Source organism: Methylobacterium terricola (assembly GCF_006151805.1).
Classification (GTDB): domain Bacteria; phylum Pseudomonadota; class Alphaproteobacteria; order Rhizobiales; family Beijerinckiaceae; genus Methylobacterium; species Methylobacterium terricola.
This window is the reverse complement of record NZ_VDDA01000001.1, coordinates 88,187-108,394: the sequence shown is the minus strand read 5'-3', so window position 1 is coordinate 108,394 and position 20,208 is coordinate 88,187. Positions and strand designations below refer to the sequence as shown.

18 protein-coding genes are annotated in these 20,208 nt (G+C 67.4%); 5 read left to right on the top strand and 13 right to left on the bottom strand.

What is annotated here, in order from left to right; all coding sequences use genetic code 11:
- Nucleotides 1-456: 456 nt before the first annotated feature.
- The 3 genes from FF100_RS00465 to FF100_RS00455 form a co-directional block, all read right to left on the bottom strand.
- A complete protein-coding gene (locus FF100_RS00465) occupies nucleotides 457-1,389 on the bottom strand; it encodes a glutathione S-transferase family protein (protein WP_139033606.1) in 933 nt (310 codons plus the stop codon).
- Nucleotides 1,390-1,424: 35 nt separating this feature from the next.
- Nucleotides 1,425-1,841 carry an ester cyclase gene (locus FF100_RS00460; protein WP_139033605.1) on the bottom strand — a complete coding sequence of 139 codons (417 nt, stop codon included), beginning with the start codon at nucleotides 1,839-1,841 and terminating at the stop codon, nucleotides 1,425-1,427.
- Nucleotides 1,842-2,560: 719 nt separating this feature from the next.
- Nucleotides 2,561-3,016 (bottom strand): hypothetical protein, encoded by a 456-nt coding sequence (locus tag FF100_RS00455; protein ID WP_171069999.1) that lies wholly within the window; start codon nucleotides 3,014-3,016, stop codon nucleotides 2,561-2,563.
- Nucleotides 3,017-3,719: 703 nt separating this feature from the next.
- Between FF100_RS00455 and FF100_RS37535 the strand changes: the two genes are divergently transcribed.
- The 3 genes from FF100_RS37535 to FF100_RS37525 all read left to right on the top strand — a co-directional run bounded on the left by FF100_RS37535 (nucleotide 3,720) and on the right by FF100_RS37525 (nucleotide 5,266).
- The gene (locus FF100_RS37535; protein ID WP_205824723.1) at nucleotides 3,720-3,977 is read left to right on the top strand and encodes a hypothetical protein; all 258 of its coding nucleotides are present in this window, start codon (nucleotides 3,720-3,722) and stop codon (nucleotides 3,975-3,977) included.
- A gap of 39 nt (nucleotides 3,978-4,016) precedes the next feature.
- On the top strand, nucleotides 4,017-4,793 hold the full coding sequence (locus tag FF100_RS37530) for a hypothetical protein (RefSeq protein WP_205824721.1): 777 nt from the start codon (nucleotides 4,017-4,019) through the stop codon (nucleotides 4,791-4,793).
- 179 nt (nucleotides 4,794-4,972) lie between these two features.
- A complete protein-coding gene (locus FF100_RS37525) occupies nucleotides 4,973-5,266 on the top strand; it encodes a hypothetical protein (protein ID WP_205824718.1) in 294 nt (97 codons plus the stop codon).
- A gap of 161 nt (nucleotides 5,267-5,427) precedes the next feature.
- On the opposite strand, the gene FF100_RS00435 is transcribed toward FF100_RS37525, so the two are convergent.
- From FF100_RS00435 to FF100_RS00425, 3 genes are all read right to left on the bottom strand, one after another.
- Complete coding sequence (locus FF100_RS00435; protein WP_139033602.1) at nucleotides 5,428-6,192, bottom strand: alpha/beta fold hydrolase; 765 nt, start codon at nucleotides 6,190-6,192, stop codon at nucleotides 5,428-5,430.
- Between the two features lie 139 nt (nucleotides 6,193-6,331).
- Complete coding sequence (locus FF100_RS00430) at nucleotides 6,332-7,549, bottom strand: COG3904 family protein (RefSeq protein WP_139033601.1); 1,218 nt, start codon at nucleotides 7,547-7,549, stop codon at nucleotides 6,332-6,334.
- Between the two features lie 270 nt (nucleotides 7,550-7,819).
- A complete protein-coding gene (locus FF100_RS00425; RefSeq protein WP_139033600.1) occupies nucleotides 7,820-8,215 on the bottom strand; it encodes a DUF3140 domain-containing protein in 396 nt (131 codons plus the stop codon).
- Between the two features lie 107 nt (nucleotides 8,216-8,322).
- On the opposite strand from FF100_RS00425, the gene FF100_RS00420 reads away from it, so the two are divergent.
- Entirely contained in the window at nucleotides 8,323-9,123 is an 801-nt protein-coding gene (locus FF100_RS00420; RefSeq protein ID WP_139033599.1) for an enoyl-CoA hydratase/isomerase family protein, read from the top strand.
- Between the two features lie 665 nt (nucleotides 9,124-9,788).
- Here the strand turns inward: FF100_RS00420 and FF100_RS36825 are convergent.
- The 6 genes from FF100_RS36825 to FF100_RS00395 form a co-directional block, all read right to left on the bottom strand.
- The gene (locus FF100_RS36825) at nucleotides 9,789-9,947 is read right to left on the bottom strand and encodes a hypothetical protein (protein ID WP_171069998.1); all 159 of its coding nucleotides are present in this window, start codon (nucleotides 9,945-9,947) and stop codon (nucleotides 9,789-9,791) included.
- A gap of 420 nt (nucleotides 9,948-10,367) precedes the next feature.
- Nucleotides 10,368-10,682 (bottom strand): hypothetical protein, encoded by a 315-nt coding sequence (locus tag FF100_RS00415; RefSeq protein ID WP_139033598.1) that lies wholly within the window; start codon nucleotides 10,680-10,682, stop codon nucleotides 10,368-10,370.
- Nucleotides 10,683-10,833: 151 nt separating this feature from the next.
- Nucleotides 10,834-11,436: an NUDIX domain-containing protein gene (locus tag FF100_RS00410; protein ID WP_246101853.1), complete on the bottom strand. Its 603-nt coding sequence runs from the start codon at nucleotides 11,434-11,436 to the stop codon at nucleotides 10,834-10,836.
- Nucleotides 11,433-11,699, bottom strand: coding sequence for a sulfurtransferase TusA family protein (locus FF100_RS00405; RefSeq protein ID WP_139033597.1), 267 nt, complete (start codon nucleotides 11,697-11,699; stop codon nucleotides 11,433-11,435). Before FF100_RS00405 ends, FF100_RS00410 begins: the two co-directional genes overlap by 4 nt.
- 142 nt (nucleotides 11,700-11,841) lie before the next feature.
- Nucleotides 11,842-12,282, bottom strand: coding sequence for a hypothetical protein (locus FF100_RS00400; protein ID WP_139033596.1), 441 nt, complete (start codon nucleotides 12,280-12,282; stop codon nucleotides 11,842-11,844).
- A 231-nt stretch (nucleotides 12,283-12,513) separates the two neighbouring features.
- Entirely contained in the window at nucleotides 12,514-13,881 is a 1,368-nt protein-coding gene (locus FF100_RS00395; protein WP_139033595.1) for a glutamate--cysteine ligase, read from the bottom strand.
- 519 nt (nucleotides 13,882-14,400) lie between these two features.
- Here FF100_RS00395 and dnaE point away from each other — a divergent pair.
- A complete protein-coding gene (gene dnaE / locus FF100_RS00390) occupies nucleotides 14,401-17,937 on the top strand; it encodes a DNA polymerase III subunit alpha (protein WP_139033594.1) in 3,537 nt (1,178 codons plus the stop codon).
- 633 nt (nucleotides 17,938-18,570) lie between these two features.
- Here dnaE and FF100_RS00385 read toward each other — a convergent pair.
- A complete protein-coding gene (locus FF100_RS00385; protein ID WP_171069997.1) occupies nucleotides 18,571-19,923 on the bottom strand; it encodes an AAA family ATPase in 1,353 nt (450 codons plus the stop codon).
- Nucleotides 19,924-20,208 lie beyond the last annotated feature (285 nt).

Sequence of the window (20,208 nt, the reverse complement as noted above, 5' to 3'; positions counted from 1 at the left end):
CTTCCGTGCCGATCGCGCGCGGCGATCGTGATGCGCGAGCCGGCGGCCTCGGCTGTGCGAGACGTGCCGCCCGGGCATCGTGTGATGATCCGTCGGGTGCGGAATACTATTACCGAGTATTAGGACGGGGCCGTGACATCGGGCGCTGAGGGAATGGACCCGCGGCCTCGCCCTGACGACACGATTCTTCATCCCGAACCCGGCCCGACCCTACGGTGCGCCGAGGCAAATAGGCGCCGCTTCCGCTGCGGCTACTCCCGTGGGGATCGCCGCGTCACGGGGTCTCGGCGGGGCGGTGGGGGAGGAGCCGGGCAGGCCGGGTGCTCGCGCTGGCGACAAGGCCCGTCGAGCGGGCGACGGGGTGCCCGCATCCGCGTGTCATCCCGGTCGGCGCAGCCGAGAACCCGGGATGACGAGGAGGATGTCAGTTCAGGGTGCGCGGCCGGACGACGGGCTTCAGCCTTTCGCCACCGTGAACCCGGCCCGCGGGAAATGCAGGTGCAGCGCTCCCGCCTGCGGGTCGTCGCGGCGGATGACGATGCGGCCGGCATCGACCGCGACGAGCCGGCCCTCGACCGGCACGCGGGCGAAATCGTCTGGGGTGACGGTCACGGCATCGCCGGGAGAGACCGCGATCAGGTCCGGCACCGCGTTGACCGCCTCGACCGTCGCCGGCTCGGCCGCCTTCGCGACCTCCAGGGCCGCCTCGGCGCTCATCTCCTGCGGCCGGCCGTGCCCGAGGGCGGCGACCCGGTCGATCCAGCCGTGAACGGCTCCGAGCCCGAGCAACGGGTCGACCGAGGCGGCCCGCTCAGCCCCGCGCATCAGCCAGAGCAGGTGGTAATGCGCCAGATCCACCGCCCCGGCCCGCTCGCCGCCGAGGAACGGCCGGCCGTCTGCGAGGGCCTGCGTCAGCCACGCCGTCCAGGCCGCGACCCGCTGGGCGTTGCGGGCGAAGTCCGGCTCCATCGCCGCGTGGCTGATGTCGACGTAGAGGTAATCGTCCTTGCGGTCGCGCAGGAACGCCCCGGGCAGGTCGCCGGCGAAATGCACCGTGACGCCGATGACGGCGAGCCACAGGTCGCGTTCGAGGCCGAAGGTCAGGCCTTCGGCGAGCGGCGCTCCGAGGCCCGGATACAGGCTCGGCTCCGGGGCCAGGCGCTCCAGGGCGGGCAGGATCGCATGGGTGTCGCAGTAGATGTCGGCGCCGACCTGCAGCACCGGGATGCGGCGATAGCCGCCGGTGAGCGGATCCAGGAGCGGGCGCGGCGGCATCATCGCGACGTCGACCGAGCGCCAGGCGAGGCCCTTGATCCCGAGGGCGAGGCGGATCTTCTCGGCATAGGGTGAGAAGGCGTAGTGGTGCAGGATGATCTCGGGGGCGGACATGCTGATCTCTCCCGGCTGAGCGATGAGGGGAACGGTCAGGCCGGGAGGGCGCCGACCTGCTTCAGCAGGCCGAGATTGTCCAGCAACGCCCAATGCTCGACGAGGCGCCCGTCGACGATCCGGAACAGGTCCATCACCGCGATGTCGATGCTGCGGTCGCTCGGGGCCAGCCCCATCAGGTCGCCGGTGTGGCGGCCCTGGAATCGCAGGCGCACCAGCACCCGGTCGCCCTCGGCAACCACCTCGTCGATCGGGAGCGCCATCTCGGTGACGCCGCCATGCAGCACCTCGCCGAGCCGGGCCACGCCCTCGGGGCCGCGGACCGCGAAGGTCAGGCCGGGATCGTGGCGCACGAACTCGGGCGCGATGTGCCGCTGCCACCACGCCCCGTCCCGTTCGAGGAAGGCGGTGAAATAGGCGCGGGCGAGATCCTTGTTGGCGTCGATCGACATGGCGTCCTCCCTGGATGCGCGCGCCCTCTCCGGGATGCACGGTTGCCATGATTATTTTGCGCGCAACCTATTAATTTGCAATCCGCTCCGGTGGCCTCTGTGGCATTCGGGGTAGGGCGCGGCTCTCCTCTTCTCCCTGCGGGAATCCGGGATTGCCCGACTTCGTCCGTTTCTTGCGGATCCAGGGCAGGCCCGGTCCTCGACGTCGCGTCGCTCGTCCTCGGTGATACGCCCGCCTTGTCGGCGCCGATCGCCTCGTGGACGTCCGTGACCATGAGGTTGCGGCCGGAGAACAGCTCGCCCGCGCGAGCCCCCGGTGGTGATGGCGTCGTCGATCGAGACCGTGTTGACCCCGAGCGGCGTGCCGCCCACCTTGCGCCACCAGGGCGGCGAGCTCGCGGCGGTTCCAATTGCGCGGTGCCGATCCAGCAATGCGCGATGCCAATCTGCGGCCGCGCCAGGCTCTCGTCGGTTTCGCCGATCGCCTTCATCATCGAGCGGGCCACCGCCCGGTCCGGCCCCTCGTAGAGGCGCCGGCTGGTGTGCCGCGGATCTGCCGCCATCGTCACCCTCCCGGAACGGGGGTCGGACGTTTCTGCGTCAGGTCTCTTATCCCCGTGGGGGATTATGACTCTACGGTGCGGTCCGGTCGACGCCTGTGCGGCCGGCGGGACCGGATCACAGGAGATCCGTTCGCCGTCATGAGCGCCTTGTCAGTGCTACTTCCAAGCGCAGAGTTCGACACTCTTGTCCAAGCTGACCCAGCAGGCCCGCTCCTGCGTCATGGTGCCGAGCGCTCTTCGGCCCGGAGTCTTGCCTCCCTCCAGGAAGCCGCGACCCGTCTTGTCGTCGTTCAGCGCGACCGCCATCTTGTAGACGTACTTCCGATTCTCGGATCCGGCGACGATCGAGAAACTACGCTCGAGCTTCTCGAAGAAACATTTCTGCGCATCGACGACGGGGCTTCCGGCGATGCGTAAAGTGCATCTCGATATGACGGAGCTTGATACCGGCGCCGAGCCGAGATCGATCGGCTTGGGACGCGCGCCGCCGCTATCGGAGGAGCCACCCGGTCCGCCTGCCCCGCCCGTAGGCCCGGTGATCGTGCATTTGTAGCAATGGAAGACTTGACCTCCGGCGGGACCGCCCGCCCCGCCGTCGCCGCCTCGCGCCACGCGATCTCGATATTGTACGCAGGTCAAACCCCGGGACGAACCGCACGCCGTAGCCCCCTCTTCCACGGGCGGAGTGCCGTGGATGCTCAGCATGAGGAGGACGGCCGGGGCAGGTGCGAACCACGCGGGCATGTCGATGCAACCCAAAATTATGCCCAGCCTTCAGCCAGGCCGGGCGGCGACGCTTGCACTTCTTGCTCTTCACTCAGTCACTGTCAATCCGTACCGGCAGATCGGGGCGGGAGACGGCATTCGATATTTGCGGTAAGTCGTTCCATCTGATCGCATGATCGAACTTGACTTGATCGTTGGACTAAGAAATATAGGTATTTTTTCCGCACGTCGCCGTAAGTCAGTCTAAGGATGCCGCATGCCGGCATATAGGGTCAAACGTTCAATGCGATGAAAATGATTGCTGTTGAAGGCATCCCGGGACTTGACGCGTCACTTCGAGAGCAGAATGATGCGGACGACGAAGGATTTCGCTCACACTTCCCCGCGGAGCTGGATATGTCGAAACTAGTGGCTACGGCTGCCGTCATCACTGCCCTGGTCATGCCGACGATCGCGTCCGCCCAAGGTGGGGCGGGTGGAGCGGGCGGGCAGGGCTACTACAATGGAATGGGGGGACAGGGCGGCGCGGGCGGCGGCGGCGTGCACGGCGGAGTGGGCGGGAACGGCGGCGCAGGCGGTCTAGGCACGCATGGCGGTGCGGGCGGTGGCGGCGGCGGCGGTGGGGCTGGAGCGTATGGCGGTGTCGGGGGGGCTGGCGGCCCTGGTGGTCGCGGATCCAACGGTGCCGGTGGCGGTGCGGGTGGCGGTGGCGGCGCTGGCGCGTTTGGTGGCGTCGGCGGCGCCGGTGGTGCCGGCGGCTCGTCCCGCTGATAGCGTTAACGCAAGATTATCACCTGCAGATGTAATCTTTGCTTCGGTCCATTGGTGCTTCGGTGCCAATCGATAATCGAAAACAGGCTATCGACCGCAATCTGCAGGAGCGAAGATGCTGTACCGTCCCAATCTTGCGCGATGGTTTGGCATCGCGCTACTCGTCGGAAGCAGTCTCAGCACAGTGCCGCTCGCATATGCGGCTGAGCGCAGCGGCGGGGTGGCGACTGCTGACGAAGACGGGGTCAATACGACGGGCGCGCTGGATCAGGATGCCGGTCGTCCGGGACGTTCCGGCGATTCACTCCTGACATACTGCATCGCCACGATGCAGTCGCCCGGGGCGCGCGTTCACCTGCGCGCCGCCTCGCGGCGTCCGAGCGACTGCCTCTCCCTATTCGCCACGACGCGGCAGGCCCAGCTGGCGGAGCCGGGTCAGCCGGCCCGCGGCGGGGACGGCGGCAGCGTGCTGGAGGCGCAGGGCGGTCGCGGCGGCCGGTCGGGCGTGCCGGCGGATGCGCGCGATGCCGAGCCCGGCCTGCCGCCGCTGTTCGAGCGGGGCGAAGTACGGTCGGATCTGATCGCGTACTGCACGTCCCTGCTCCAGACGCGCGGGCGCAGGCCTGCCGATCCGGAGTTCTCGGGCTCCGACTGTGCCTATTACATGCTCTGGCTGGAGCGGAACCAGATGGCGCGCGGCGGGCGTGCCGGCCGGCCCGGGTCGTCTCAACGCGCGGCGGATGGTCCTGACGGTCCGAGCATCGATGGCGGTGTCGGCGGAGCCGGGGGCCGGGGCGGCAGCGGCCCGGGCGGGGGGCGCGGCGGTGCGGGCGGTGCCGGTGTCAGCGGTGGCGTCGGCGGCGCCGGGGGAGCCGGCGGCTCCAGCCGCTGACGACCGGACGCTCCGGCTTCCATCGCACGCACGCCACTCGCATCGGGACAGTCCCGCTCCGGGAACGGTCCGATGCCGCTTTCGCCCCGAGATGTCGGGAGGCTGCTCCCGGCACCTCGTCACGCGCGACCGTACCGTCGGTCGACCATCCTACGCGTCACAGAAGGCGGGAATACGCGATGAAGTGGACTGTCATTGCTCTGGCAACCGGATTCCTCGTCGCCGGCTGCAACGTGGAGAGCACCCCGTCGGGCAAGGCCGACGCTGCGTCGACCGGGCCCGGAGCGACGGGCACCGTGCCGGCCAGGCCGAGCGGCCGGGACGGTCCCGACGGCGCCAGCATCGACGGCGGAGTCGGCGGTCGCGGCGGTCGCGGCGGTGCCGGTGCGCAGGGTGGCGCCGGCGGAGCGGGCGGGGCCGGCATCGCCGGCGGCCGCGGCGGAGCGGGCGGGGCCGGGGGCGCGAGCCATTGATCCTGGAACTGCCGGTCGGGCCGGAGCGGCGCCAAGGATTTTACGGCACCAAGCTTCCGCGGCGCCGATGGACGGGCCGGCTGACTGTCTGACGGGAGGTCCGAACCGGCCCGATGGCTCTCAGGCCGACGGGCCGGAACCGGCTCTGGACGAAGGAGACCTCACGGCCGCCCGTCGAGGAACTCCAGCACGCCGGCCTTGTGCACCTTGTCGCCGACCGCGAGGTTGTGGTCGCGGTTGGGGATGTCGAGGGCCTTGGCCTCCGGGATCAGGGCGGCGAGCGCCGGTCCCGAGCCCGCGACCGTGTCGGTGGTGCCGACCGCGACCAGGACCGGCACCTCGATCTGCGCCACCTCCGCCCGTGACAGGGTCTGGCGCGAGCCGCGCATGCAGGCGGCGAGCGCTCGGAGGTCGCTGCCGGTCGATTCGGCGAAGACCCGGAACATCCGCGCCGTCGGATCCGCGACGGTGTCGCGCGAGGGCGCTTCCATCGCCTCCGAGATGCCGGCCGGCAATCCCCGCCCCTCGACGAGGTGGATGCCGAGACCCCCGAGCACGGCCGAGCGGACGCGGTCCGGGTGGTTGAGCGCCAGGAAGGCGGTGATCCGCGCGCCCATCGAGTAGCCCATCACGTCGGCGCGGGGGAGGCCGAGATGGTCGAGGAGCCGGCGGGCATCCTCGGCCATCAGGTCGGAGCCGTAGGCCTCCGGGGCGTAGAGCTTGCCGCTGCGGCCATGGCCGCGATTGTCGAGCGCGATCACCCGCCGTCCGGCCCCGGTCAGGCTGCGCACCCAGGAGGTGTTGACCCAGTTGACGGCGTGGTTCGAGGCGAAGCCGTGAATGAGAAGGATCGGCTCGCCCGCTCCTTCTTTCGGCGCGACATCGAGATAGGCGATCGGCACGCCGTCTGAATCGAAGGTCTGCATGGCGATGAGGCTCCCGCGCGAGGTCGGAGGCCGGCTTAGCCAGTGCGGCGTGGGCCCGCAACGCGCGCAGAGCCGGCCGGATGAACGGAGAGGCGCTGGTTCGCTCAGTCTCGCGAGGCGCAGCAGAAGGGCCGTAGCCCTACGGCTCGCCCGGGAGGGCCGAGGCTTCGAGGCGCCGGCCGCTGCGGCCGAGCAAACCCTCGCGCAGGCGCGCGGGATCGCCCCTGTCCAGGAGGCCGGCGAGGCGCCCGCGCAGGTCGGCGCAGGCGAGGGCGCCGGTGGGCGGACGCATGGAGGGGGCCGGCAGGCTCGGCCCGGTGAGCGCCTTGTCCAAGAGGGCCCGCATCCGGCTGGTCCCGTTCCCCTCCGGCAGCGCCTCGGCCGCCGCCACCAGGTCGCCGTCCCAGCCGATGGCGCGGCACGCCTCCTCGCTGCCGCTCGCCGCCATCGCGTCGAGAACCAGGCGGCCGAGGCCCGCGACGGTGGCGTCGTCGGCGCCGGCGAAGGCTCCTCGCAGCGCGCCCGCCGCCTCGCTGCGCAGGAGTTCGAGGCCGTCGCTCTCGCTGCGGCCCTGCCGGTAGCTGTCCTGATAATGCGCGGCGATGCCGTCGAGCACCCCCGGCCGGCGCGCCCCGAAGGCGGCGAGGAGGTCGACGGCGCGGAGGGCGGCGGCCCGGGCACCGCTCAAGGAATCGTCGTCGTCGAGGGTCGAATCCGGCAGCTCGCCCGGATCGACCACCCGGGTGACGACGCCGGCGGCGCGCAGGCGGGCGGGATCGGGGATCCAGATGTCGCGGGAGGGGGTGCCGAGGGCCTGGTCGATGAAGGCGGGGTCGAGGCCGGCAGCGAGGTAGAGGCCGCGCTCCTCGCGCGGATCGACCGCGATCATCGCGCCGAACGCCCCCGGCTCGTAGGGGGCGTGGAAGCCGAGCCGGCTGTCGCTCATAATGATCCGCTCGCGCCCGCGCACGAAGGCGAGGGTGCAGGCCGAGACGCAGTAATCCGGCACGTAGGTGGACAGGCCCCGCCCGGCCACCAGTTCGCCGATCGCCGCACCTTCGTCGACGAGGCCGCCGTCGCTGGTCAGGTGCAGCCGGGTCACGCCGGGATTGGCGTCGAGCAGACGGCGCAGCCGCTCGGCGGTGCCGTCGTTGAGGTCGCCCCACAGCCGCACGTCGCGACCGCCGGGTCCGAGGGTGACGCGGGCCGGCGGCCCATCGGCCTCCGGGCTCGCGATGGCCTCGAGATCTCGCGACAGGCCTCCGAAGGCCGGGGTCAAGGCGCCCGTCAGCCCGGCAAGGCCGAGGCAGGCCAGCACGACCCCGACGCCGGCCGTCCATGCCCGGCCACGCCGCACACCCGCTCCCGCCATCCCGGACCCCCATGCCGCTCGTGCCGGGCCATTCGGCCCTGACCGCCCTTGCTTGACCCCATCCAGCCACATCGCTGCCGCGATGCGAAGACGTTGAGGTACCGGCCAGGGTGAGCAAGATCCGGGCCGAACTGGGGCCGGAGCATGGTTCGTTTCGTCAGTGGGTCCGGCGACGGAAACAGTTCTCGGGCGAATGGCAGCGCCGGAGAAACTTGCGCTCCGGCCCGCGCCACCGTGTCGCGGTCGCAGGTTTGCCTAATCCTTCAACGGATCATGGCCCCAGTTCATGAGCGAGTAGCGCCAGCGCGAGCTCTTCACGTCCTCCTTGGGACCGCCCTGGGCGAGGTGGCGCTTCACGTAGCCCACCACCTTGCGCATGTCGGCGTAGTCGTCGTCGGTCAGGTCGGCCTTCTTGGTGTGCTTGATCTCGACGATCCGCCGCCCCTGGTGGTGGCCGACCGATTCGCCGCCCTTCGCGCTGTCCTTCTTGCCCCCGTCGCTCCAGCCGACCGACTGGCTGTCCTCGCTGTCGAGCCATTTCTCCAGCTCGCCGGGCGTCATGTTCACCGCCTCGCGGAAGGCCGCATAGGTCTCCTCGTGTGATTCGGTGTCCTTGCTCACGCGTCGCCTCCGTTCGTGTCGATCGCGCATCAACGTCGGGGCGGGCGCTGCGGTCCACGGCGCGACCGTGCGTCACCGGGAGACGGGGAAGGCGGCAGTCGCTACGCTCCGGCGGCACGCCGCATCCGGACCCCGCCATGACCGACGCCCCCACCGAAACCGACGAGCTGCTCTACGGGGTCGATGACGAGGGCATCGCCCGCATCACCCTCAACCGGCCTCAGGCGCGCAACGCCCTGACCTTCGCGATGTACGAGCGCCTGCACGGCCTCAGCTTGGCGATCGGCGCCGATCCGGCGATCCGCGCGGTGGTGATCCAGGGCGCGGGGGACCGCGCCTTCGCGGCGGGCACCGACATCGCGCAGTTCCGCGCCTTCTCCACCGCCGAGGACGCGCTCGCCTACGAGCGCTTCATGGACCGGGTGCTCGGGGCGCTGGAGGCATGCGCCAAGCCGACCATCGCGGCGATCGCCGGGGCCTGCACCGGCGGAGGCGCGGCGATCGCGGCGGCCTGCGACCTGCGGATCGCCACGCGCGACGCCCGGTTCGGCTTCCCGATCGCCCGCACTCTCGGCAACTGCCTCTCGGTCACCAACCTGCGCCGGCTCTCGGCGCTGGTCGGCGCCGCGCGGGTCAAGGAGATGATCTTCTCGGCCCGCTTGGTCGAGGCCGAGGAGGCGCGGACGATCGGGCTGGTGAGCGAGGTGGTGGCGGATGTCGACGCCCTGCATGCGCGGGCCACCGACCTCGCCCGCCTGGTCGCCGGCCACGCGCCGCGGACCCTCGCCGCGACCAAGGAGGGCCTGCGCCGGGTCCGCGACGAGCCCCCGTCCGAGGCCGGGGACGATCTCATTCTGCAATGCTACACCAGCGCGGATTTCCGCGAGGGGATGGAGGCCTTCCTCGGCAAGCGCCCGCCGCGCTGGACCGGGCGGTGACGGGACAGGGTCGTGGGGCCGGCGTCCCGGCCGCGTGGCCCTGCCTCGTCCCGCTGCTCGGCGAGCCGTGGTTCGAGACCGTGGCCGGGGCTTGTCGGCCCCGGCCGGCACAGCGGAAAGCCTCGACCGGCATTCCGGGGCTGCGACGCAAAGCAGGGGATGACGAGGAGATCGTGATGGCTGCCGAGGCCAATCACGCAGGGTTTGCCTGGTGGTGTCCGGTCGGTCTGGCGGTTGGATCGACAGATCTCGCCATCATCCCTGGCTCACTGCAGGCGAGACCAGTTCCATGCACGAATGTCGTGAAGGTCTTCGAGGATGCGAAGGCCGACGACCGCGCATGCGAACCGGCAGCGACATCGAAGAGTGTATGAGTGAACGGACCGCCGTGACTTCCTCCCTCGTCATCCGGGAGCGTCAGCGGTTAGGCAGCCTGCGTTCCCGCCTGCGGCGGGTCCCAGGATGACGTCGAGAGAGGCCGGCATCCGCGCCAGGCACCTTGCGCAAAGAGTTCAGACCGGCCTCGGGACGCGGTACGCGCGCGCGGCTGTCGAGCCGAGGCGGGAGAACATCACTCACCGGCACCGATGAGCCGACGGCGCACCGCGTCGTCGGCACGGGCCGAAGATCGGCCACAGGCGCGCCGCCTGGGCGGCGCGATACGCTCAGTGGACCGCTTCGTCGGGCTTGCGCTCGTTCTGGGCGAGCGTGGCCTCGTAGCTCTCGGCCTGTGCACGGGTCAGGCCGCTGACCAGCACGAGCGTGCCGCGATACACCGTATAGGTACCGTCCTGCGTGGGCTTGACGCGAATGATCTGAGACATGCGCTGGCTCCCTGGCGCCGAATCACGACTGATTTTCTTGGGTTGAACGTGACGTTAACGACTCGGTAGAAACGCGCAAGAGGGAGGGCCGCGAAACCGCCGGGCTTTCGACACGATCATGACCAAAGTACAGTCGGGCAAGGAGCGGCGCCGCGCCGTCTCCTCGCGCAGGGCGGCAACGTGCCGACCCGCCCCGGGGTCCGGCATGGCCGGCCCAGGATCGCTGGAAGCGATGCCGCAGGTGCGAGGATGCTGCCGTTGGCGGCGCGACGGCGAGGGTCACGCGATCACGATGCCCCGATCCAGCGTCCGAGAGCCGAGGGTCGTCGCGATGCAGGGAGGTGACCGACCGCCGCCGGCGTCGAAGCGCGAGGCGGCGGATCGAGATCCCGGGACGCCGGCGTGGGCCGGCGCGCCGGTTCAGGACGGCGAGCGGACGCTCGTCAGGTGGATCGGCCCCTGGATCGTCGGCGCGGAATGGGCGGAGGGCGCCATGATCGGGGCCTTGCCGGGAAGCGTCCACCAGCCGACCGCCGAATGCACCGCCAGGGTGAGGCAGAGCAGGACCAGCATCGAGAGGGCATGACGGCCCATGCTGGGTTCCACGGGCGCCGGCGATGCCTCGCGCGGCGCGGCCTGGGCGGGATCGAGGAAGTCCGGCTCCAGCGGGAGGAGCGGGGTGGTGAACCCGGTGGGCTGCCCGGTCGGGCGGTGGAAGGGTCCAATGCTGAACATCGGCGTCTCCTGTCGAGGCCCCTGCGACGGAGGGCTATCGGAACCGCCTAAAGTTAACAGCTGATGAACGAGACGCTAGCCCCGATCACGAAACCGTGAACGCCAGCGCTTGTACACCGCCCGTTCAGGATGCGGGCGTTGCCTTTCGACCTCAACTGCGCGTTTCGGTGCGATCCGCGAACAGGTCCGGATGCCGCAGGCGCAGGGTCTGGGTGAGACAGAGCGTCTTCAGGTCGGTCACCGCGCCCCGGTCGGCCAGGGCGGCGAGGTCGGAGAGGGCGACCTCCACCACCTCGATGCTCTCGTTCTCCTCCGCCAGGCCGCCGCCGGCGCCCTCGCGGTCGGTGACCCGGTAGGGGGCGAGGAAGAGGTCCATCCGTTCGGTCGAGAGGCCGGGCAGCGACCAGACCCGGCCGGCCGGTTCCAGCTGCGACAGCCGCAGGCCCACCTCCTCGAAAGCCTCGCGGCGGGCGCAGGCCATGGGATCGTCCTCCTCGCGCAGGCCCGCGGGCACCTCCAGCAGCGACGGCGTGCCGTCGACGAAGCAGGGCGGCGTGCGGAACTGCCGCACCAGCAGGGCGACCCGGCGGTCCGGATCGTAGGGCAGAACGGCCACCGCCGGCCCGTGATCCTCGATCTCGCGGCCGATGCGGCTGCCGTCCGGCATCCGCACCTCCGCGACGAGGTAGCGCGCCCAGCCCTCGTAGACGGTGCGGGTGCCCTCGATGCGCGGTACGTCGTCGTCCCGGTTCACGCGGCATCCTCCTCGGTCTCGGCGTGCCGGCCGGCCCCTGGCCCGCGACGGACCTCGAAGGTCAGGACGCCGTCGTCCCGCTCCATCCGGTCGAGACGGTCCCCGGTCTCGCGCAGCAGGTTGGGAATGTCGATGGCAGCCATCGGGTCGGTGCAGCGCACCGACAGTCCCTCGCCCGGCGCCAATCCGCGCAGGGCCTTGGCGGTCCTCAGCACCGGCAGGGGGCACTTGAGTCCGCGCAGGTCGAGGTCGTGGTACCGCATCGTCGCCCCTGGCTGGCCCTCGGATCGGTTGAGCACATCCCGCGAGCGCGAGAAAGCCCGACCCGGGAGGGCCGGCCACGGAAAAGCCCGGCGCGGGGGCATCCCGCGCCGGGCTCTCCTTGGTCAGCCGGTGCGGCCGGTCTCAGTAGCCGTAGCCGTAATAGCCACCGTAGGACGGGTAGCTGTAGCCGTAGGACGGATAGCTGTAGCCGTAGCCGTAGCCGCCGACCGGGGCGTAGCCGCCGCCGTAATAGCCGCCATAGGCCGGGTAGCCGTAGCCGCCGCCATAGTAGGACGAGGCGGTGCCGGCCGCGAGCGCGCCGCCGATGATGCCGAGCGCCGCGCCGGCCGCCAGCGCGCCGCCGGCCCCGATGCCGCGGCGGTAGCCGTAGCCGCGATAGCCGCGGTAGCCGCCGCCGTAATAGCCGCCGCCGCGCCAGCGCACCTGGTCGACGGTCGCGCCCGAGCCGGCGATCGCGGCCGAGGTCGCGGCCGGGAGCGGCGCGGCCTGGGCGCCGACGGTGCCGGCGGTCAGGGCGACGGCGGCGCTGGCCATCACGGCGAAGGTGGTGATGCGAGACATCTTGGATTGCTCCGATCGGTCTGAGGAACGTGCCCCGTAGGCCTCAAGAACGACCAAGGGCCGGGATCTGTTCCAGGATTCGGAGCAGATTGACGAACCGTCAATCCGTATCGGCTACGCTTACCCTGCGCCTGCGCGCCGGCCGCTTCCGGATGGACTGGGCGGCCGGACGGCTAAGCTTGAGCATGCCGGATCGCGGCTCGCCGCCGGCCGGCGCGGTGGCGCCCCGTGTCAGAACGCGCAGGCGCCGAAGACCGGGTCGACCGAGCCGTTCCACGGCCCGCGATAGAGCGCGAGCAGGTCCTCGGCCCGGGTGCGCGAGGCGGCGACGGCCTGGAGCGGCGCGAGGTAGAGCGTCTCGTCGCGCCCTTGCGCGTCGTGGCGTGCCCGCGCCTTCAGGCCGGATTCCGCGAGCGCCAGGGCGTCGCGGGCCAGGTCCCGCAGGCGCCTCTTGCCGGCCGGGGCGTCGAGCCCGAGGCGCGGCGCCTCGGCCCGCATCGTCTCGCGCTCCTCGGCGGAGAGCTCGCGCACCAGCTGCCAGGCGCCGTCGAGGGCGGCAGGATCGTAGTAGAGCCCGGTCCAGAACGCGGCTTGCGCGGCGATCATGTTGGCATCACCCACATCGGCCCCGCGCATCTCGAGGAAGCGCTTCAGCCGCACCTCGGGGAAGGCGGTCGAGGCGTGGTTGGCCCAGTCCGAGACCGTGGCGCGCTCGCCCGGCAGGGCGGAGAGCCGCCCCTCCATCAGGTCGCGGAACGACAGCCCGCTGACATCGTGGTAGGTCTCGCCGCGCTTGACGAAGTACATCGGCACGTCGAGGAGCCAGTCGGCGTAGGCCTCGTAGCCGAACCCCTCGTCGAAGGCGAAGGCGAGCATGCCGGTGCGGTCGGGATCGGTGTCGCGCCAGATCTCGGAGCGGCGCGACAGGAAGCCGTTCGGCTTCCCGTCGGTGAAGGGCGAGTTGGCGAACAAGGCGGTCGCGACCGGTTGCAGGCCCAAGCCGACCCGCATCTTCGTCACCATGTCGGCCTCGGACGAGAAGTCGAGGTTCACCTGCACGGTGGCGGTGCGCAGCATCATGTCGAGGCCGAGGCTCCCGACCTTGGGCATGTAGCCCTTCATGATGCGGTAGCGGCTCTTCGGCATCACGGGCGTCTCTTCCCGCGTCCATTTCGGGCTCATGCCGAGGGTGAGGAAGCCGATGCCGAGGGGATCGGCGGCTCGGGCCACCGCGTCGAGGTGCTGGCTCAGCTCGTGGGCGGTGGCGTGCACGTCGGGGAGCGGCGCGCCCGAGAGCTCGAACTGGCCGCCGGGCTCGAGCGAGATCGCGCCCCCGCCCTCGACCGCCGCGAGGCCGATCACCTTCCCGGCATCCTCGATCGTCTCCCAGCCGGTGATCGCCCGCAGGCCGTCGAGGAGCGCCTCGATCCCGCGCGCGCCCTCGTAGGGCACCGGCGCGTGGTCGGCGCGGTAGAACGGGACCTTCTCGTGCTCGGTGCCGATGGCGAAGGCGTCGTGCGGCTTCTCGCCGGCCGCGAACCACTCGATCAGCTCGGACCGCGCGCTGAGCGGGGTCGCGTCGGACACGTCGCGCGCCATGCGCCACCTCGTGCTTGAAGAACGAAAAAAGACTCCCGGCAGGCCGGCGGCCCACCGTCAAGGTTGCGCCTAGATAGGCCGCGGACGACCGAGCCGCAACGCGGGCGCAGCAGACCCAGGGAACCCATGCCCCGGGATCCGGGCATCCCGATCGCTGCCCGCCCCGTCAACCAACCGTTCACCACACCGACCGGATCCGACGCGATCCCCCTTTGACATGGAACAAAACAAGAACAAACATCCAGCCAACGAAAGGGGACAGACCATGAACATACGCAAGATCCTCCTCGCTGTCACGGAGGTCGCTTCGATGGGGCTGCTGACCGGCGCCGTCGTCCTGTGGGCGGTGGCCCTGTCGCCGATGCATTGACCGGCGGCGTTGCCCTGCGGCCACGTCCAGGAAGGTTCCGGTGATTCGCCGGTGAATCCCCGGCGATTTTCGGCCCGGTGAGGCGGCCCGGGTCGTGACTCCTCACCTGCGACCGGGAATCCTGTCTCGCTCGGTAGGAGTGAGTCGCCTTGCAGATCCTGAAGCCCGTCGGCTACGTCCACCTGCACGTCCACTCCTCGTATTCCCTGCTCGAGGGCGCCCTGAAGATCGGCGACCTCGTGAAGGCCGCGGGCGCCGACCGGCAGCCGGCACTGGCGCTCACCGACACCAACAACCTGTTCGGCGCCCTCGAATTCTCCGAGAAGGCGGCGGGCTCCGGCATCCAGCCGATCGCCGGGATGCAGCTCAGCGTCGCCTTCGAGGCGCCGGAGGCGAACGCCAAGCTCAACGCCACGCATCCGCACATCGTGGTGCTGGCCAAGGACGAGACCGGCTACGGCCACCTGCTGCGGCTGGCCAGCCGCGCCTATTTCGACAACGCCCTCGGCGAGGTGCCGCGGGTCTCCGCGCAGGCGCTGGCCGAGTGTGCCGGCGGCCTGATCGCGCTCACCGGCGGCATGGGCGGCCCGGTCGATTCGGGCTTGCGGGCGAACCGTCCCGAGCTGGCGCTCGCCCGGTTGGAGGCGCTGAAGGCGGCCTTCGGCGAGGACCGCCTCTACGTCGAATTGCAGCGCCACGGCCTGCCCGACGAGCGCGCCGTCGAGGGCGAGCTGATCCGTCTCGCCGACCGGCACGGCCTGTCGCTGGTGGCCACCAACGAGCCCTACTTCGCCAAGCCGGAGGATTACGAGGCCCACGACGCGCTTCTCGCGGTCGCCGAAGGGCGGCTCGTCTCCGACGACAAGCGCCGGCGCCTGACCCCGCGCCACGCCTTCAAGACCCGGGCCGAGATGGCCGAGCTGTTCCGCGACCTGCCCGACGCGCTTCAGGCCAGCGTCGAGATCGCGCTGCGCTGCGCCTATCGGGCGCGCACCCGCAAGCCCATCCTGCCGAGCTTCGGTGCCCCGAGCCTGACGACGCCCGCGCAAGGCACGCCGGAGGGCGCCGCCCAGCAGGCCATGGCCGCCGCCGCGACGACCGCGGTGGCGCAGGAGATCGCCCCCGACGAGGCCGCCGAGCTGCGCCGCCAGGCGGAGGAAGGTCTGACCGAGCGCCTGCGCCAGCACGGCCCGGCCGAGGGGCTGACGGAGAAGGATTACCGCGACCGGCTCGAATACGAGATCCGCGTCATCACCAACATGAAGTTCCCGGGCTACTTCCTGATCGTCTCGGACTTCATCAAGTGGGCCAAGGAGCACGACATCCCGGTCGGGCCGGGCCGCGGCTCGGGCGCCGGCTCGCTGGTCGCGTGGTCGCTCCTCATCACCGACCTCGACCCGATCCGCTTCGGCCTGCTGTTCGAGCGCTTCCTCAACCCCGAGCGCGTCTCGATGCCGGATTTCGACATCGATTTCTGCGTCGAGGGCCGCGAGCGGGTGATCCGCTACGTGCAGGAGCGCTACGGCGAGGGCCAGGTCGGCCAGATCATCACTTTCGGTACGCTGCTCGCCCGCGGCGTGCTGCGCGATGTCGGCCGGGTGCTGGAGATGCCCTACGGCCAGGTCGACAAGCTGACGAAGCTGGTGCCGCAGAACCCGGCCAACCCGGTGACGCTGGCGCAAGCCATCGAGGGCGAGCCGAAGCTCCAGAGCGCGATCGAGGAGGAGCCGGTCGTCGCGCGGCTGATGAGCATCGCCAAGAAGCTCGAGGGCCTGCACCGCCACGCCTCGACCCACGCCGCCGGCGTGGTGATCGGCGACCGGCCGCTGGAAGAGCTGGTGCCGCTCTACCGCGATCCGAAGACCGGGATGCGGGTGACCCAGTTCAACATGAAGTGGGTCGAGCAGGCTGGCCTGGTGAAGTTCGACTTCCTCGGCCTCAAGACCCTGACGGTGCTGCGCGCCGCGACCGACCTGCTGAAGCTGCGCGGGATCGAGGTCGATCTGCCCTCGCTGCCGATCGATAACCAGCTCACCTACGAGCGCCTGCGCAAGGGCGAGACGGTCGGGGTGTTCCAGGTGGAATCGGCCGGCATGCGCAAGGCGCTGGTCGAGATGTGCGCCGACCGGTTCGAGGACATCATCGCGCTGGTGGCGCTCTACCGCCCGGGCCCGATGGCCAACATCCCGGTCTATTGCGAGCGCAAGCTCGGCCGCGACGCCGGCAACGAGAAGAACTGGTACCCGCACGAGAAGCTGGAGCCGATCCTCGCCGAGACCTTCGGCATCATCGTCTACCAGGAACAGGTGATGGAGGTGGCCAAGGTCCTGGCCGGCTACTCCCTCGGCGACGCCGACCTGCTGCGCCGCGCCATGGGCAAGAAGATCAAGGCGGAGATGGACGCCCAGCGCGACCGCTTCGTGAAGGGCGCGGTCGAGCGCGGCCTCGACAAGGGCAAGGCCAACGAGATCTTCGACCTGCTCGCGAAGTTCGCCGATTACGGCTTCAACAAGTCGCACGCCGCAGCCTACGCGCTGATCACCTACCAGACCGCCTACCTCAAGGCGAATTTTCCCGTCGAGTTCATGGCCGCCTCGATGTCGCTCGACATCGACAACACCGACAAGCTCGCCGAGCTGCGCCAGGACGCGCAGCGGATGACCATCAAGGTCGAGCCGCCGAACGTGAACCGCTCCGGCGTCACCTTCGAGGTGCATGACGGCGCGATCCGCTACGCGCTCGCCGCCATCAAGGGCGTCGGCCGCGCCGCCGTCGAGGCGATCGTGCAGGCCCGCGGCGACACGCCGTTCCGCGATCTCGGTGATTTCGCCCGGCGCCTGAACCCGAAGCTCGTCAACAAGCGCACGCTCGAAAACCTCGTCGCCGCCGGCGCCCTCGACGCGATCGAGCCCGACCGGGCCAAGGCTTTTGCGGCCGTCGAGCCGATGATGCGGCTCGCCCAAGGCGCGGCGGAAGCCGAGACCGTCGGCATGATGGACATGTTCGGCGGCGTCGTCGCCGCCGAGGTGAATTTGCGCATCCCGGCTTACGAGAACTGGCCGATGGCCGACCGGCTCAAGCGCGAATACGACGCGGTCGGCTTCTTCCTCTCCGGCCATCCGCTCGACGAGTACGGCGACCTGCTGCAGAAGCTCCGGGTCCAGACCTGGGCCGAGTTCTGCCGCTCGGTCCGCGCCGGTACCTCGACGGTCGGTCGCGTCGCGGCGAGCGTGCTCGACCGCGCCGAGCGCCGCACCAAGACCGGCAACAAGCTCGGCATCGTCACGCTCTCCGACCAGACCGGCCACTTCGAGGCGATCATCTTCTCGGAAGGCCTCTCGCATTACCGCGACATGCTGGAGCCCGGCGCCGCCCTGGTGCTCCAGCTCCAGGCCAGCACCGAGGGCGAGGACGTCCGCGCCCGCATCCAGACCTGTGAACCCCTCGACCAGGCCGCCGCTCGCCACCAGAAGGGCATGCGGATCTACCTGCGCGACGAGCGCCCGATCTCCAGCGTGCAGCAGCGGTTGCAGGTCAGAGGGGAGGGGGAGGTGTCGCTGATCCTGATCCTCGATGGCGGGGAGCGGGAGGTGGAGGTGAAGCTGGGGGGGAAGTATCAGGCGACGCCGCAGATTGCGGGGGCTTTGAGGGCGGTGCCGGGGGTGGTGCAGGTGGAGGTGAGTTGAGGCGAAAATAGTCTCTATTTTGTATCTATTTTATAGCGTGAGTTAGATGGTGCGGGAGTAATTCTATTCGATTACATTTTTAACAATTAATTTATAATTTTATCTATATCTCCATAATATTTGTTGTTTTATCCCTTTATTTTGTAAACCACACATCTGGGTTGCAACCACACAAATGGTTTACGGCTATGTCGGAATCTTTTAGAGCTTCCGCTGCATTTAACCAATCGCTGTCCGTAGCATTCGCAACTGGAACTCTTTCTTGAGCCGCCAGGGCGGCGAACTTTCGATCGCTCGGATCGAAATTTGCATCTAGCATGGGTTTAGGTAAGTTTTTGTACTCACCATCTGAGTTTTTTGGTAGTGCAACACGCCTAACTCGGTCAGGTGAACTTTGCAATACGATCTGATAAAATCTGTCACCTACCCCTGGTTGGCCTGAGGGCTGCAGATGTGCTCTATATTCCGCTTGAATTGCCCCTTCTTGGTCTAGTACGACCCTGTCGCTTGTAACGAGCTGCAAAAGGAAAGTTACAGCGGCTTTCCTGCAAGCGAGGCTCGGTGGCCGATTCTCATCGGCCTCTACTTTCCCGTTCGCAACTATAGGAACATTCGTATCGACTATCCATTCAGTCATTTCGCGTTTTGCATCCTAGACAATCTTGCCAGTTCTGCCTTGGCTGTTTCAGCAAACGCATCGCCCATGAAGCGATCTGGCCAGTTCAAAATATTACCATAAAGATCTACATTCAACGGCGTCAAGATCGACTCTCCCTTAGGGGCGTCACAAAAATACAACTTTATATTTTGTGATGTTATTGCTTGTTCCGCAATACGGCGCTGAAGCCTAAGCAGCAAGTGCTCAGAATGACTCTCTAATATAATCTGGATATTTCTATGAACTGCCGCTTGAATTATTACGTCGGCCAATCCGGCCTGCGCAAGTGGATGGAGATGAATTTCTGGCTGTTCAAGTATGACTGTGGAGCCTTCTGGAACATATTGAAGTAATGTAACGACTGGCAAAACCTGAGACACGCCAAAACCAACGTCGGTTAGCAGTACTTCACTCCCGCCGGCTCTAGTGCGTACTTTAGCCTGCCAACGGTTAGAGCCCTCAGCAAGTTCGACCACATTGAAGGTGTCGATAAGACCCATTTCGCGCAGCCAATGGGCTATAATTTGTTGGAATGGCAGTCTGCGCGCCTTGGGTCGCAGATTTCGCATCTCTCCGGCGTCAGTAGCAGCTAAAATTGCGTCTACTGTTTTTTCGCCACGTTGTCCGACATCGGAAGGTCGGGACCGAGCCCACAGATAATCGCGCTGCGGATACTCACGCAGAGGTCCTAAGTAAAAAATCTTGTCGATTTCGGCTTCGTACGTAGCCTCTAGATCAGAAAGAAAACTAGCATTTTGATAATAAGTTCTTGCCTGATCAGGAAATGCGTACGACTTGATCGGCGGGGGCAGCTGCCACGGTCTACCTTTTGTGCGAACAAAACTAAAATCCAAGTCTTGATTGTCGTCGGTCGATACTGCACGCAGATCGAAGCTGCGTTCGTCCGTGCTTCGCCCAACTAGACTAAAGCGGGCGCGCCCAAGCCTATACGACAGATCACGTGAGCGTGTAGCCATAGACTGGACAGCTACCCGAGCACGCAGTGAAAGAAAGCGATTGCGGCTGATTATGCCACCGCTTGGATTTTGAAGGCTGAGCTCGTTAGGAAGTTCAAATTTAATTCGCCATTTTATTTCAGAAAAATCTTCGTGATTATGAATTACATCCCTAATTGTTCCAAGTTTGACGTAATCTCCATTCAAATCTAGCGCTACTGCTCTGTCTGTCGCATCTTTTGTCTGTTTTAGCAGTAATAAAAACTGTAATATGCTAGTCTTTCCAGAGGAATTTGTTCCAAAAAGGCCAGTGATACCTCCGCATTCAATATTTGCGCTTGACCATGATTTAAAATTAGTGAAACGAAGCACCTTAATCATCACTCGCCCATTAAAAATTACTCAGTTCATGATGTTTCATATCACAATTTGTACATGAAAAAAAGGAATGATCGAGTTGGACGCGCTCGGATCGAGAACATCTCATGTTTCAGAGCATGGCCGAGATGAATCGATAGCCAAATATATAAAAATATTGCTAATTGGGAATGCAATAGTAAAATTCAATGCAATCACCTAGTCATATAATAAATAATAATGAAATAAGAGATTATAAAATATCTTCACATTTAATTATTACGTGTTATTTTGTCAGAC

What these genes read in the sequence shown, in the direction of transcription:
- FF100_RS37525 (WP_205824718.1), top strand. Translation starts at nt 4,973, where the DNA reads ATGAAGTGGACTGTCATTGCTCTGGCAACCGGATTCCTCGTCGCCGGC.
- FF100_RS00435 (WP_139033602.1), bottom strand. Translation starts at nt 6,192, where the DNA reads ATGCAGACCTTCGATTCAGACGGCGTGCCGATCGCCTATCTCGATGTC.
- FF100_RS00395 (WP_139033595.1), bottom strand. Translation starts at nt 13,881, where the DNA reads ATGGCGCGCGACGTGTCCGACGCGACCCCGCTCAGCGCGCGGTCCGAG.
- FF100_RS00405 (WP_139033597.1), bottom strand. Translation starts at nt 11,699, where the DNA reads ATGCGGTACCACGACCTCGACCTGCGCGGACTCAAGTGCCCCCTGCCG.
- FF100_RS37530 (WP_205824721.1), top strand. Translation starts at nt 4,017, where the DNA reads ATGCTGTACCGTCCCAATCTTGCGCGATGGTTTGGCATCGCGCTACTC.
- FF100_RS36825 (WP_171069998.1), bottom strand. Translation starts at nt 9,947, where the DNA reads ATGTCTCAGATCATTCGCGTCAAGCCCACGCAGGACGGTACCTATACG.
- FF100_RS00420 (WP_139033599.1), top strand. Translation starts at nt 8,323, where the DNA reads ATGACCGACGCCCCCACCGAAACCGACGAGCTGCTCTACGGGGTCGAT.
- FF100_RS00460 (WP_139033605.1), bottom strand. Translation starts at nt 1,841, where the DNA reads ATGTCGATCGACGCCAACAAGGATCTCGCCCGCGCCTATTTCACCGCC.
- FF100_RS00400 (WP_139033596.1), bottom strand. Translation starts at nt 12,282, where the DNA reads ATGTCTCGCATCACCACCTTCGCCGTGATGGCCAGCGCCGCCGTCGCC.
- FF100_RS00415 (WP_139033598.1), bottom strand. Translation starts at nt 10,682, where the DNA reads ATGTTCAGCATTGGACCCTTCCACCGCCCGACCGGGCAGCCCACCGGG.
- FF100_RS00465 (WP_139033606.1), bottom strand. Translation starts at nt 1,389, where the DNA reads ATGTCCGCCCCCGAGATCATCCTGCACCACTACGCCTTCTCACCCTAT.
- FF100_RS00425 (WP_139033600.1), bottom strand. Translation starts at nt 8,215, where the DNA reads ATGCGCGATCGACACGAACGGAGGCGACGCGTGAGCAAGGACACCGAA.
- FF100_RS37535 (WP_205824723.1), top strand. Translation starts at nt 3,720, where the DNA reads ATGGCGGTGCGGGCGGTGGCGGCGGCGGCGGTGGGGCTGGAGCGTATG.